Annotated in this window: 9 protein-coding genes and 1 pseudogene; 5 read left to right on the top strand and 5 right to left on the bottom strand. The window is 62.8% G+C overall.

What is annotated here, in order from left to right:
• Position 1: 1 nt before the first annotated feature.
• The 3 genes from DevBK_RS15215 to DevBK_RS15205 form a co-directional block, all read right to left on the bottom strand.
• On the bottom strand, positions 2 to 2,143 hold the full coding sequence (locus tag DevBK_RS15215) for an adenylate/guanylate cyclase domain-containing protein (protein WP_317186047.1): 2,142 nt from the start codon (positions 2,141 to 2,143) through the stop codon (positions 2 to 4).
• 90 nt (positions 2,144 to 2,233) lie between these two features.
• Positions 2,234 to 4,711, bottom strand: coding sequence for a FecR domain-containing protein (locus DevBK_RS15210; RefSeq protein WP_317186046.1), 2,478 nt, complete (start codon positions 4,709 to 4,711; stop codon positions 2,234 to 2,236).
• A gap of 1 nt (position 4,712) precedes the next feature.
• Positions 4,713 to 6,086, bottom strand: coding sequence for a tetratricopeptide repeat protein (locus DevBK_RS15205; RefSeq protein ID WP_317186045.1), 1,374 nt, complete (start codon positions 6,084 to 6,086; stop codon positions 4,713 to 4,715).
• A gap of 231 nt (positions 6,087 to 6,317) precedes the next feature.
• Here DevBK_RS15205 and DevBK_RS15200 point away from each other — a divergent pair, with 231 nt between their 5' ends.
• Together DevBK_RS15200 and DevBK_RS15195 are read left to right on the top strand one after the other, a co-directional pair.
• Positions 6,318 to 8,324: a cysteine peptidase family C39 domain-containing protein gene (locus DevBK_RS15200; protein WP_317186044.1), complete on the top strand. Its 2,007-nt coding sequence runs from the start codon at positions 6,318 to 6,320 to the stop codon at positions 8,322 to 8,324.
• The gene (locus DevBK_RS15195; RefSeq protein WP_317186043.1) at positions 8,321 to 10,087 is read left to right on the top strand and encodes an ABC transporter ATP-binding protein; all 1,767 of its coding nucleotides are present in this window, start codon (positions 8,321 to 8,323) and stop codon (positions 10,085 to 10,087) included. The genes DevBK_RS15200 and DevBK_RS15195 overlap by 4 nt, the downstream gene beginning before the upstream one ends.
• Here DevBK_RS15195 and DevBK_RS15190 read toward each other — a convergent pair.
• Complete coding sequence (locus DevBK_RS15190) at positions 10,016 to 10,909, bottom strand: GNAT family N-acetyltransferase (protein WP_317186042.1); 894 nt, start codon at positions 10,907 to 10,909, stop codon at positions 10,016 to 10,018. The two genes, DevBK_RS15195 and DevBK_RS15190, sit on opposite strands and share 72 nt — an antisense overlap.
• A 69-nt stretch (positions 10,910 to 10,978) precedes the next feature.
• Positions 10,979 to 11,107 (bottom strand): hypothetical protein, encoded by a 129-nt coding sequence (locus DevBK_RS15185; RefSeq protein ID WP_317186041.1) that lies wholly within the window; start codon positions 11,105 to 11,107, stop codon positions 10,979 to 10,981.
• A gap of 172 nt (positions 11,108 to 11,279) precedes the next feature.
• Here DevBK_RS15185 and DevBK_RS15180 point away from each other — a divergent pair, with 172 nt between their 5' ends.
• The 3 genes and pseudogenes from DevBK_RS15180 to DevBK_RS21015 all read left to right on the top strand — a co-directional run bounded on the left by DevBK_RS15180 (position 11,280) and on the right by DevBK_RS21015 (position 13,607).
• A complete protein-coding gene (locus tag DevBK_RS15180) occupies positions 11,280 to 11,414 on the top strand; it encodes a hypothetical protein (protein ID WP_317186040.1) in 135 nt (44 codons plus the stop codon).
• Between the two features lie 26 nt (positions 11,415 to 11,440).
• Positions 11,441 to 13,060: pseudogene (locus DevBK_RS15175) on the top strand (SulP family inorganic anion transporter); the annotation flags it as partial.
• A gap of 193 nt (positions 13,061 to 13,253) precedes the next feature.
• Positions 13,254 to 13,607, top strand: coding sequence for a cyclic nucleotide-binding domain-containing protein (locus DevBK_RS21015; protein ID WP_410494085.1), 354 nt, complete (start codon positions 13,254 to 13,256; stop codon positions 13,605 to 13,607).

Below are 13,607 nucleotides of genomic sequence, written 5' to 3'. Positions count from 1 at the left end.
CTCATTTCGATTGCGCCGTGAACGTGCCGTCCCACCCGTCTGGAACCGGACCCTCGATCAGCACGGCAAGGCGTTCGGCATAGAGATCATAGAGCTTCTCGAACCCGGCCCATCCATGACTGCGCGCGCGCGCAAGGCTCTCGACGGCCGCCCCAAAGCTCCCCCCCGTATAGTTGGACCAGAAGGCCTCGTGGTCTAGCTGGTGCGCCTTGAAGGCGTCGGTAGCTGAGAGATCGGCATCCCCCAATAGCGCATAAAGCGCCACGGGCTTGGTGCGGCCGACAACGCGCACGCGGTCAGCTTCCAGAAAAGCGAGATCTGTCGCTTCCTTGCGCGTGTGTTCCGTCACGGCAATGGCGAGGCCATAAAACTTAGTGAGGCTTTCGACGCGCGAGGCAAGGTTCACGCTGTCGCCGATGGCCGAATAGGAAAATCGCTGGCTCGAACCGAGATTGCCGACGCAAGCTGGCCCCGTATTGAGCCCAATGCCGATGCGGATATCGCTGCCAGTTTCACGGTTGAGCCGTTCAACCGCGCCAGCCATTTCCAGCGCAGCAAGACAGGCCTTACGCGGATGGGCGGCAATATCGAGTGGCGCATTCCAGAATGCCATAATCGCATCGCCGATATATTTGTCGATCGTCGCTTCGCGCTTGAGCAGCACATCGGTCATCGGCGTCAGGAAGGAATTGAGGAGCGCAGTCAGCGCCTTGGGATCGAGCTTTTCAGACATCGCGGTAAAGCCGCGAATATCGGAGAATAGCACAGTCAGCTCTCGGATCTCGCCGCCCAATTCCAGCGCGGCTGGATTGTCCGCCAGCCGCTCGACCAGAGAGGGCGAGAGATAGCGCCCGAACGCATTGCGCACAAAAAGCTTCTCGCGACTCGTGAGCACCAGCAGCAGCGGCATGGTCACGGCAAAAATCGCGACGATCGGCAGGACAGGCCCGATCGGGTCAAGCAGCAGTCGCTGCGTCGCAAAAGCCCACCAGGACGCGCCAGCGATAAGCCCCGCCAACACCACGAACCCGCCCGTCGTCACCAGCGGACCGGCTTGAGCAGCGAGAAAAACGAGGATCAAGCCCGCCACCGCCGCCACCAGAATTTCAGCGCCCGGCGCCCAATCTGGACGCACGAGGAAACTCTGGCCGATGATCTGATCGATGATTTCGGCATGGACACGCACGCCGGGCATAACACTGGCGACCGGCGTCGCGACGAGATCGCGCAGCCCCACGGCGCTGGTCCCGACCAGAACGATCCGCCCTTCAACATCGGGCCCCAGCTGCGTCACTGCGTCTGGCTTGAGCAGGTCTTCCGCTGAAATCGTCCGCATCTGCGGCAGGCCGGAAAAGTAGACCCAGAACTCGCCGAGCGGTCCCGTCGGGATATCCAGCGCACCGGCCCGCAGCATGGTCATCGCCGCCTCGCCCGTATCCGCCTCGCCACTTGCGCCGGTCGAGCGAATGGCAAAGGAACCCGCCCCTTGCGCCACGCGCAAGGACTCGATGCTGAGCGCCGGGTAAAGCTGGCCCTGTGCCAGGGCGACAAGCGGAATGGTGCGCACGATATTGTCGCGCGTCGGCGGAAAGGAGAAAAAACCCATGCCGACTGCCGCGTCACCCAAGGGTGCGAGATTGGAAATTCCGCCCTTGAAGGGTAGCAAATAGGTCTTGGGGTCAGCGCCGCCGAAAGCAAATCCAGCCTTGGGCGTTGGCAGGGTTGCATCAGTTTCATTGGTGATGGCAATGCCCGATACCACCGGATTGCGCGCAAACGCCGCCGCCAATTGCGCATCGCCATCAAGGCTGACGCTATCGGCCGGCAAGGTCACGCTCGCGCCGAGGTTCTGCAGCTCGCGCGCCGCCTGTGCGAGAGACAGGCGATCGGGCTCGGGGAACACCACGTCGAAGCCAATAGAAGCGGCGCCCATTTCGCCGAGGCGATCGACCATCTGCGCGATTGTCGCGCGCGGCCAGGGCCATTGCCCGAGCTGGGCGATCGATGCTTCATCGATATCGACGATAACGACAGCTGGCTCGCCCGCCATTCGGGGCAGGGCGCGCTGATAGGCATCGAACGCCAGATCGGAAATCCGGCTGATCTCATTGCGCCCGAGGCTGACAATCAGAAGGGAAACCACAAGTGTAAAAAGCCCCAAGCCCCAGACCAATCTGGTCTGGCGCCGAGACGCGCGCACCTGCCCCACCCTGCCCCCAGATGTCATTGGCCTTTACTGGGCACCTCCGAAAATGCCCGAAGCAGACCAGGCGCCGTCGACGGTCTTGAAGCTGCCCATGATTTCATTGGCCGCGGGACCGGCAAAGGCGCCGCTGACAGACGTATTGCCGTTCGTGCCCGCGAAGGAAGAACCGGTGGAGTCAAATGTGCTGGCGAAATCGTGGCCATCAAAACCAGTCACCGCAACGGTGCCGGTTTGCGCCGCAAAGTCGGCCGTCGCATTCATCGCGCCCGTTGCGATATACTGCGCCCCGCCATTGAGTACCGTGCCGATGGCATCGCCCGCATAGGTCGCCGATCCGGTCATCGGCATATTGGCCGCATCGGTCACATCGCCGATAATCCAATTGCCCATATGAACGCCAGAAATCGCGGCCTCGCCTGGCGCAATGCCCCACCAGCCCCATTTGAGATAATCGCAACTGGTGCAGACGGTCGGGCCACCAGCGCCGGTTGCAGCGCTCGACACGATATAGCTGTTCGAACCGGAGCGCGTGGCGGCGAAAATCTGATCGTTGATGTAAGCGGTATTTTGAGGCTGATCGAAAAAGGCTGCCTCTGTCTCCCCGCCGGTATCGCTCGCGAGCACGTTGATCGTGCCAGTGACGGTGCCTTCGCCGGCATTGAAGTTCAACTCAACGACGCCGCGCATCGTCCGCGTACCGACATTGACGACGTCTCCGACGCCCGCCGCGAAACCCGTCATGGTCTTGTCGCTGCGTTGCGCAGCCGGTCCGCTGATAATCTCGGTGCGATTGCCGACATGGATCGTACCGAATTCGCCAGGCGGAAGGCCAAAACCACTGTCCGAAGCATTGTTGGTGCCGATGACGATATTGGCGCCATTTGCACCGAAGAAACCGCCATTGTTCTCGCCGCTCGGTTGGGTCGATACATCGCCCGACACCATGGCCTGTGTTCCATTCGAGACGCGCTCGCTACCCGTGCGGGTGCCCGAGAAGTGCGGACCATTATCGTCGCGCACCGCGCCAATCGTCAGGTTGATCGCACTGATCTGGCCCACCCCGGTGCCGGATATCGCCAGCCACGCCTGTAGCCCGCGACCGATCGCGCCATCGCTTGCGCCCGGCGTACCCGCGATAAAGAGGTCGCCCGCGGTCACCTGACCACTGGAGAATTGCGCCAGCCGAAGACCATCGGCAAATGGGATAGCGACGCCATCGGGTGTCAGGATTGGCGCCAGTGGATCCGCGCTCAGTCGATAGCGCCAAATATCGGCCGTCGGCAGCACCGCCGCCGCATCGGCGGAATAGCCGGTCAGCGCATAGACCGGGTTACCGCCGCTATCCTGCAGCAAGTACGCACGGAATTCGTTCTGTCCGATATGAAGAACGCCAGCATATGGGCCAGTCACATCGTAGGTGCCATAGTCCTGATCATCCTTGAACGGCACGCTGATGACGCGACCATCCTCGAACTGGATCAGACCGTCCCCGCCATTGAACCCGTAGTAGAACGCGCCCTCATCTCCGGGACGCACTGCAACGATACCCGGGCCGGCCTGGACGACGTTGTTGTTATGATCAAGATAGGTCTGCGCTGTCAGAACCCGAACCGGTGCGAACATGAAAGTCGGCGACTCAGGAGTTGCATCGGGATCAACATATCCCGGATTGCTGACAAAAAAGTCTTTCAGATCACCGTAGAGATTGTTGATTTCGACCCAAGCCGCGGCTGCGTCGAAATCGCCATAGGTGCCGACGTAGCCACGAATTGACTGAACGGCGCCGGGTGTTCCAAAGCCTGAATTGCTGGCCGCGAGGCCGCTCCGTTGCGCGCTCTGGTTCGTCGGTCCGGCAGCCGCGCCGCCGCTCATCCCCGGCTTTGGCGCCAACACCTGCTGCATGGCGGCGACGAATTCGGGCGGCGTCTGCTGCACGGAAGCTTTCCCGCCATCAACGACGATGGAATAGCCGGCCTCCGTCACACTTTGCATGTCGCCACCGGGCGGCCTCAGCGTGATCTGGTCACCGAACAAAAGCGAAATATGGGGCGGAAGGTCGGTACCGTCTCCGCCAAGGCTGATATCGGCCACGGCGCCACGAATGCCGGCAGTGCCGATCGGCGTATCGATTGTGACCCCACCCTCACCCTTGGATGTCCGCCCGCCGATAAAGCGCACAAAACCCTTGGTCACACTCGCCGCGACGGATGCCGTATTGGCCGCCGGATCATAAACGAAGGCGTCGATCGTCATCGACGAGTTCGGACCGACCGTAAAAGCCGTGCCATCGGCGAGGAGGATCTGCACGAGCCCCGCCGCGTCGGTGTCGATCCGTTGATTGAAGACGACATTGTCGCCGAGTTGGATGGTCTTGGCGCCGCTCCCGGGCACGACAGCCTGCGCATCTTGATTGACCGCTGCTGCAACACCCACATCCTGGGCTTGCGCAGAGATAGGGGCCAGTGCCAGCGCGGCGATCAACGGCAGGGTGAAGCGGACCATCATGTCAAAACTTCTTCTGCAGGGTCAGGCCTGCGGTGAAATTGTCGAAGCGGCGGGTGTCGTAATTCGAGGTGACCCAGCGATATCCGACCTGCGCCTGCATCGAGAAATCGTTGGGGAGCGGAATGGTGTTGGTGGCCGTCAGGCTGGTATCCTGCCCGTTCTCGGCCTTCGTACTGATCAGCCGATCGGGACCGTCGGCAAGCCGCGTTGCAAACGTCCCGGCCAGCGTGACGGACCAAGGCGCCGGGAGCGATGGAATGGGCGATTCATATTGTACGTTAACGCCAGCTTGTAGGCTTGCTTCCCAAAGCGAGTTGAAATCGACCCGCGCGGCGCGACGTTCGAGGCTGGTCGAGGCAAAAAGAACGACATCTTCGCTCAGACGATGTTCGACACCCGCTGTGATGCGGAAACGGTCGCCGTCACGCGAGGACGCGTTGGGGCGCTTTGCCGTATCGGCATAGGCTTCGCGCCGATATTCACCGCGCAGCGAGACGCGTGTCTGATCATCGAGCGGCGCCAATACCACCGCGCCCACGCCGGCGGTGGCGAGATAGGGCGTGCTGTCAAGCATGGCCGCGCCGACAATGCCGTAAAGCCCAAGGCTTGCGCCATCGAGCCCGATACGGCGGAGATCGATGCTCGGCCCGGCCGAGAGTTCGATCACCCCCGTACCGAGTTCCTTACGCTGCGCATAGAGCGTGCCGACAACGTTCAAGACCGCGTCGAAACGATCGCCCTGCGCTCCCAGCCCCTGGCTGAAACCGAGATTGAGCCCGGCCGTGACGTTGACATCGCCGCCAGCCACCGCTGCGTCGTTGAGGACAAAGTCGAGGCCGTTGAGATTGACGATGCGGCTGCCCGGCGCAGCATTGGCGTTGGTCTGGTAGCGTGTGCCGATAAAGACCATGCCGCGCAGTGACTGGCCGGTTGCCTTGCCCTCGATCGAATTGAGATAGCTCGCAATCCTGGCGCGCACATCGTCGGGCACACCGGGTTGTGCGGCCACGGCCTCGAAATAGCTGCGCGCCGTATCAAGCGCGCCAAGCCGGAAATAGAGCACGCCCAGTTCAAGCTGCAGCCGCGGCAGGCCCGGCGCGAAAATGAGCATGCGTTCAAGCGTCGCGATCGAGCCTTCAAGATCGCCGACCTGCGACGAGAGCGCCGCATATTCGAAGGACACATCGAGATTGGCCGGATTGGCGAGCATCTGCTTGAACAGCACCTGCCGCCGCGCCTCAAGCTGCTGGAGCGTTGCGGCATCGACCTGGGGCGACACATTGTTGGGCGAGGCGGGCTGGGCCAGCGCCGGACCGGCCAGAGCCGAAAGCAACAGGACAAAGGCAAGCACCTGCCTGATCAATCCAGCCACCATTGCCCCTCAACTCACGCCAACACGGGCGCAATCCCCACTCTTGTCGATTTTATTACACTGCCGCAGCAAGCGTGCCGAGACACACATTCGAGACGCGGAGCGTCAATTGTCCCCCATTCCACGCTTTTCGTCCCAGCGCCATTTCTTTGGCTGCCTTTAGAGGGTTGAGCGGCTATCGACTTGGCCGCTAGGTTAATTCACTCGCTCGTGGTGTAGGGGTCGGCGCGACAGATGCGGGCACGGTTATTTGGCGCGACTTGGACGCCGGAACAACGGCAGGGCGAACACGCCGAATGCGGCCTCGCCGCTCTCGCCATCGCCATGGGCTTTCACGGCGTCCACATTCCGCTTCATCAGCTTCGGCGCGAAGCGGGCTCCACCCTTTATGGCTCCACTGCCCGCGTGCTGCGCGATCTGGCGCGGCACCACGGCTTTGTCGCCACCGCACATCGCGTCGAGCCCAATGAAATGGAGGACCTCGGATTTCCGCTGGTGGCTCATTCGCGCTTCATCCATTTCGTCGTCGTCGAAAAAATCTCGAGCGCCGGCATTCACATCAACGACCCCAGTTCCGGCCCCGAAGTCGTTTCGCCCGAACGCTTCAGCCAGGATTTCACCGGCATCGTCATCAAACTCCAAGCCGGCGCACCGGCTGTGGGCGAGCCGATCTCGCCGTTTAAACACTATTGCGCGGCATTTCGGGCGCAGGGAGCAAAGCTGGCTTTATCGGCCGCCCTCAGCCTCGGCGGCGCTGCACTCGTCAGCTGCGCCATCGTCCAATTCGTCCCAATGTTGCCACGCACGCTCGAAGGCCATCCTACCGCCAACCTCGTCTGGCCCATGCTCCTTCTGGCAGCGGTTTACGCCGATTGGCTGAGTTTGCGGCTTGTCAGCGCGGCCGCAACCGATGCAGCGCGGCGCGGCAGCCGCGAGATGATGCGCGACCTGCCGAACTGGCCGACCGCGATCTATCTGCTGCGCGATGCGGGTCAGTCCACGGCCCGGCTATCCGCCCCCCTCGCCCTCGGCGCGACCGAACAACTTGTCGCTATGCTGGCCGCGCTTTATCTCGCAGCACTTCTCGCTGCAGCACTCATCCTCGCGCCATTGCCGGCCCTCGTCTTGGTGCTGTTCTCCATCGCAAAACTGGCAGTCTTGCTGCTGATCTCGACACGCCGCGGCAGCGCCATTGCGCGCTATGGCCTGGGCGGATTACCGCATCATAGCCTTCCGGCTCATCTCTTCGCCCATCCCGATTGGTGGCGTATCGGTCAGGGCGGAAAAAGCCTTTTTACTCGCCTCGCCGGCCATCACGCCCTCAGCGCCTCCAAAACCATGCGCGCCGCCAGCGCCCAGGTCGACCTCGATGGCGCTCTGCGCCTCCTCGATCTCTGCCTATACGGCACGCTCATCCTCTGGCTCCTCAAAAGCGCCTCCCCGGCAGACGCCGCACCAATCGCCGGCATCCTCGCCATCGCCGGCATCGCCCATCTCGCGCTCGAACGCATCCGCCACGGCCTCCACGTTCTGCCACTCAAGTCTGCCCTTTACCGCCTCGCCGATCAGATCGACGTTGCACAGCCGCTCCCCTTCGAACGATCCGACTCGGAGAACGGCCTTGAGTTTCAGGCAGTCGGCTGGCGACCAGCCGACGTCTTTGGCCCACTCCTCTCGAACGTCAGCTTTACCCTGCGACCGGGCCAGGTGCTTGCGGTCCCCGCATCGAGCGGCAATAGCGCCACTGCCCTCTCTCGCCTATGCGCTGGTCTTCTGCCGCCCAGCACGGGTACTGTGCAATTCGACGGAACACCTCTCGCCAACCTACCGCCAGAAACCGCCATCCTCCTTGAGCACCACACTGCTCTGATAGACGGCACAATCCGCAGCAACCTCACCCTCGGCGCAGCATTCGACGACGCGCAATTGCAAGCAGCACTCGAAGCAGTCGATCTCTGGACCGCGCTCGTTCCGCGTGGCGGTCTCGATCTGATGCTCGACGATCAAGGCAGCGTCCTTAGCGGCGGCCAGATCCGACGCCTCGGCCTTGCCCGCGCGCTCCTCCGCTGCCCACGCATTCTCATTCTCAATGGCACACTCGACAGCGTCGAGCCGACGCTCGCCGCAGCGATCGTTTCCCGGATCAAGGTATCCGGCATTATTTTAATTCTTCTTTCCATGCGCCCTGAAACCCTCGCGCTCGGCAACCAAACCCTCGCTTTGGAGCCGGGGAGCGCATGACAGCCTTCCGCTTCCGCCGCATCCGCCCTACCGAACCGGATTGGCTCAACCGCGACGCTGGCACCCTCCACGCACGCCGCCGCAGCGATGGAAAAAGCGCCTGGTGGCGCTTTGGCCTGACACGCTATCGCACTACCACCATTGCCCCCGGCGATGATATCGAACTCGCTGCGCCTTATCCCCGGGCCACCCCCGGCCCCCTCAACCTTGGCGCGTGGATCGCCCCGTGGAAAACCGAAACGCCGCGCGGCGCCAAACTCCTCGATTTCGCTACGCGACTTGTCTGGCTCGTCCCCGGCCTGCTCGTCCTGATGCCGAGCGACCATCGGCTGGTTCTGGCGCTTGTTCTTGGCCTCGCCGTCCTCTCCCTCCGCCGCTCCGGCTCTTTTACGAACCTCCGCACGCAGCGCAGCGAAAACCTTGCGATCCATAGCCGGCTTTGGGACCGAATGATCGACCTGCCGCCCGGCCTCCTTCAGGGCACAGCGCGGCAGCAAAGCGCCACACTCTCATCGGGCCTCGACGCCGCGCTCGCCCATGCAGAACTCCGCCGCGCCCCCGTCCTTGCCGCCTTGGCTGCCACCGCCACAGCGCTAGCTCTCTTCGCCAATCCGGCTTTGGCAAGCGTTCTGATGGCTGCAACACTCGCCAGCGCCACCATTGCGGGCCTGCTCGCCAAAACGCTCGCCTCCCGACACCTTGCCGCCATTCCAGCCTCGGTCGACCTCCACCGCCAACGCGGCTGGACGCTTGGCAACATGATCGAACTCCGCAGCCTCGGCGCGGCCGCGCGCTTTATTGCCGCGCTCCGTGCCAGCACCGAGACAAACCTCGATAAAACTCTCGGCCTCAAGCACGCCCAGATGGCCAATATGATGGCCACCGGCTGGGCTCTTATTCTGGGCACCGGAATCGTCGCCTTCGCCTGGCTTGCAGGCATCGGCACCCCAAGCCCGCGCAATGCACTCGCGGTCCTCCTGTTCAGCGTCCCAGCACTTCACGCGGCCACCGAACTCGCCCGCCTCTACGGCGCCGTTCTCCCGCAAAAACCGGCCCTCGACGCGATCGAGCCGGTCACGCAAGTCGACCCCCTCACACCAGTCACCGCCGCCCCCCTCCGCCTCGACAGTATCGCTCTTTCGAACATCGGCTTCCGCTACCCCCACAGCGCCCCGCTGTTCGAAAACCTGTCGCTGACCATCAAGCGTGGCGAGGTGCTGGCGCTCAGCGGACCATCAGGCGGCGGCAAATCGACCCTCTTGCGCGTCGTCATGGGTCTTATCCCGCCCTCGTCCGGCAGCCTCGTGGTCAACGGCGCGCCGTTGACGCCATCCCTCCGCACCGCCTACAGAGCGCGCATCGCTACCGTCTTTCAGGATCAGGACCTCGGCTTTTCCACCATCCGCACCGCCGTGCTGCAGGATACGCCCGGCGCCGATCTCGCCGATGCCTGGTCGGCGCTCGAAGCAACCGGCCTTGGCGAGGTGGTGCGCGCCATGCCCATGGGCATTCAGACGCTCCTTGTGGCCGGCGCCTTCCCGTTCAGCCTCACCCGGCAGGTGCTGATTGCCCGCGCACTGGTGCAAAATCCCGATCTGCTGATCCTCGATGAAACGCTGTCCGCGCTCGATGCCGAAACGGTGCGCTCCATGATCGGCGCCGCCCGAGCGCGCGGCGCCATGGTGATCTACTCAACCCACCGCAGCGAGTTGCTCGGTTTCGCCGACCGCATCATTCCCCTCGGCGCGCAGCACCAGATTTGAAACCCAGTGATAGTCGTGAAAATCACAGAACTCGCTCGCATGCCGCGCCAGAAACGCCAGCATGTCTGGGCGTTTGCTGCTCGTGTTCCAGCGCCAACGTGCCTTGGGTCCGTCGAGATCGAAATGCCGCCGGTTGACCTCGACAATCAGCGGCATCAGCGCGCCTGAAGATTTCACCGCCCCGATATTGTGCAGCCGATAATACCAGATATCGCCATTTTCCGCTCGGCACGTAGTCAGCCATCCCACCACCGCACCATGCTGGCGCATCACAATCGAAAGCTCCGGCACGATCGGCTGATTGTCCGTGACGGGGTCAAACGGCGCCCAGCCCTCGGGCGTTTCGGCTGCGTTCACCGCTTCTGTTATTTCAGCGCGCTCCGCATCGCCAATCTGGTCGAACGATGTAAAGGTCCAACCGGTTCGGTTCAGCATCCGGTCCATGCGCCGCCGATGCGCCCAGTTGCGCGCACTCTCGGCCGTGCCGGACACGCGGCATTGGTCGAGTTGCTTCTCTGCCCAACCAGCCGACTTGATCAATCCTTCGAACGCTCCCGCCCCCGGCAGCGAAGATGACCAGAACGCAAAGGCCTGGTTCACCGTGTCGCCCAAGGCTTCCGTCGAGGCCTGCAGCAGCGCAGCGCCAATGCCTTGCTGCCGATAGTCGCTATCGACCAACAAGGAGAGCAACCGGGCCGATTGTTTTTCCGCGCCCACCACTCGCCAAAGCGAGAGGCCGAGCACCGCGCCATCATCGACGGCTGCCAGGGCGACAATGTTTTCAACGCCATCGAGCAGGGCACGATAGGCGGGAAAGGTCATCCCCTTAGCCGCCTCAAGTTGATCTGCGGTCAGATCGGCTCGAGAAACAAACTGCATATTGGCGCGGGCCTATACGCGCCCCTTGATCACGTCCTCGGGTGGCTTATTGCCACCTGCCACCTTATCGAGCGCCGCGTCAGGCAGTTCGTCAGTGGCCGCAGTGGTCTTTGGCGCGGGCTTGTTCGTTTTGGTCGTCATCACACATCTCCTCAAACCTCCGATATGCTTATCGGTCCCCGAAAACCTGTGCGACGGCCATAGCGCAATATTCCGTCCCGCGATGTCTCGCTTTTGTCCCACTCCCAAGACAACCCCTTGCCCACACCAGCAAAGCGCATGTTAGATCAGCGCCAAAGATGGAGATTGCACGTTGAAGAAGACCAAGGATATTAAACCCAAGACGAGCAAGGACGAACTGCCCGACGCCTCGCTCGACAAGGTCGCCGGCGGCGGCAACCAACCGACTGCAACGATCGAGTCGACTGGCAGCATCAAGACCCTTTAGTCCACCGGGCTGCGGCCTGACCTTGGATGAACACCATTTCCAATCCAACCACTTCGTCCGCCGCACCCGTTTCACTGCGCAGCGAACTCGTTGCGGGTGTTACCCTTTCGGTCATTGCGCTCCCAAGCTCGATGGCCGCTGGGGTCGTCGCCTATCAGGCGCTGGGTCCTGAAATGGCCGCCGCTGGCTCTATTGCCGGTCTTGCAGGCGCCGTCTTTGCCGGCCTTGTCGGTGCCTTGGCCCGCACGCCGAGCCCGGTCCCGACCACGCCCGGCGTCATGGTGGCGCTGTTGCAGGCCAATTTCGCCACAACCATGCTGGCGACCACCGGCAATCTCAATGCCACCATTGCCGCCATGGCGATCTGTGTAGCGCTGGCGGGTCTCTGGCAGGTGCTGTTTGGGCTGGCGGGGCTCGGCAATGTTGTGCGCTACGTGCCCCATCCGGTTCTTGCCGGCTTTGGTCTCGGTGTCTCGCTCCTGCTCTTTATCGGCCAGATGCCCATGCTCTTTGGCCGCACCTCGTTCGGAGCATTGGTCACCACGCCCTTCGGCGCCTCCGAACTGGCCATGCCGCTGATCGGCCTCGTCCTGATCGCCGGCATGCTGCTTCTCGTTCGGCGCTATCCGCGCCTGCCGGTGCCGCTGATCGGTCTTTTCGCAGCCATCGTATTTTTCCATGGCCTCCACGTGATCTTCCCCGGCATTGCGCTGGGCCGAACTGCCAGCGGTGATGCCCTTGGGGAACTCGCCGGGATTGTCGGCGCGGCTCTTGGCAGTCTCGCAACGCTCCCTCGCGAAATGATCCAGCCGATCATTCTCAATTCCGTCGCCGTCGCCGCCATCGGCATTTTCGACACGCTGCTCACGGTCCGCGCCAGCAAGGGCTATATCGAGATCGATGCCACCCCGCGCCGCGAACTAGCGGGACTGGGCCTTGCCAATATGGCCGCAAGTGTGTCCGGTGCCGCGGCGATGACAACGTCGCTCTCTGTCGCCGTCCCCGCCTATCTTGCCGGTGGACGCACCACGCTGACGCGCATCGTCGGGTGTTTCGCGCTCCTCGCCATTGCCCTCATCCCCGGCTTTATCGGCTCTATGCCGCTGCTGGGCTTGACGGCGCTGACCCTTTTCTTCGTCGTACGCTCGATCAACTGGTCGGTCATCGACATGGTGCGCGACGCCATTCGTCCGCAATATCCGAGCCTCCGCGGCTGCGCTTGGCGCGATCTGTCCATCCTTCTCGCCGTCATGCTCGGCATTCTGCTCGTCCACCCCACGATGCGCGTGCTGATCGGCGTTGTCCTCTCCTGCCTCCTGTTCATCACCGATATGGCGCGGCCGATGATTGTCGCGCGCACCACCGGCGCAACCCTCCTCTCCCGCCGTGGCCGTTCGGCGCATGACATGGACCTCTTGCGCCAGAAAGGCGAATGCACGCTGGTACTCCGTCTTCAGGGCGTGCTGTTCTTCGGCAATTGCGATGATCTCGATACCGAACTGCGCCGGCTCGAACCAGAGTTCGACACCGCCATCCTCGATATGCGCCGGGTGACCGATATCGACGCCACCGGCAACAAGCTCCTCAACGACATGCGCGCCCGCCTCGCCAAGAACGGCCGCAGCCTCTGCATCGCGGGGCTCACGCCGGAGTTGGCGCTATTCATCGGCCCGGCCATCGAAACCCTTCCCGATCTCGATGCGGCCCTCGAGCGGTTCGAGGAAAAGTCGCTCGGCGAGCGCCTCAATGCGCCGCATACGCAGGACGACCTCGAATTCCTCCAATCCCTATCCACCGACCGCCGCAAGATTTTCACGGCGGCGGTAGAGCTTCGCGCCTATGCCGCCGGCGATGTCCTCTGCCGCATGGGCGATGCGGGGAACGGCATGTTGGATCATCCTCTCGGGCAGCATCAGTGTCCGCATTCCCTCGACCAGCGGCGCGCTGCGCGTCGCCGGCATCGCTGCGGGAGCCCCAGCTGGCGAACTTGCCCTCCTCGAAGGCAATCCACGCTCAGCCGATCTCCTCGCGGACGGCCCGCTGCAAACCCTTTATCTCAGCAAATCAGCCTTCGAGACGCTCTCGCACGAGGCGCCCGATATCGGCCAGGCCATCATCACCTGGATCGCCATCATCACGGCACAACGCCTCCGCTCATCCTCCGAAGCCTTGCGTTTCGCCGCGTCGGAATAG

Source organism: Devosia sp. BK (genome assembly GCF_032907385.1).
Classification (GTDB): Bacteria; Pseudomonadota; Alphaproteobacteria; order Rhizobiales; family Devosiaceae; genus Devosia.
This window is presented reverse-complemented; position numbering and strand designations above follow the sequence as displayed.

Coding starts and splice junctions, on each gene's coding strand:
- DevBK_RS15210 (WP_317186046.1), bottom strand. CDS start 4,711: ATGATGGTCCGCTTCACCCTGCCGTTGATCGCCGCGCTGGCACTGGCC.
- DevBK_RS15205 (WP_317186045.1), bottom strand. CDS start 6,086: ATGGTGGCTGGATTGATCAGGCAGGTGCTTGCCTTTGTCCTGTTGCTT.
- DevBK_RS15200 (WP_317186044.1), top strand. CDS start 6,318: ATGCGGGCACGGTTATTTGGCGCGACTTGGACGCCGGAACAACGGCAG.
- DevBK_RS15195 (WP_317186043.1), top strand. CDS start 8,321: ATGACAGCCTTCCGCTTCCGCCGCATCCGCCCTACCGAACCGGATTGG.
- DevBK_RS15190 (WP_317186042.1), bottom strand. CDS start 10,909: ATGACCTTTCCCGCCTATCGTGCCCTGCTCGATGGCGTTGAAAACATT.
- DevBK_RS15185 (WP_317186041.1), bottom strand. CDS start 11,107: ATGACGACCAAAACGAACAAGCCCGCGCCAAAGACCACTGCGGCCACT.
- DevBK_RS21015 (WP_410494085.1), top strand. CDS start 13,254: ATGCCGCCGGCGATGTCCTCTGCCGCATGGGCGATGCGGGGAACGGCA.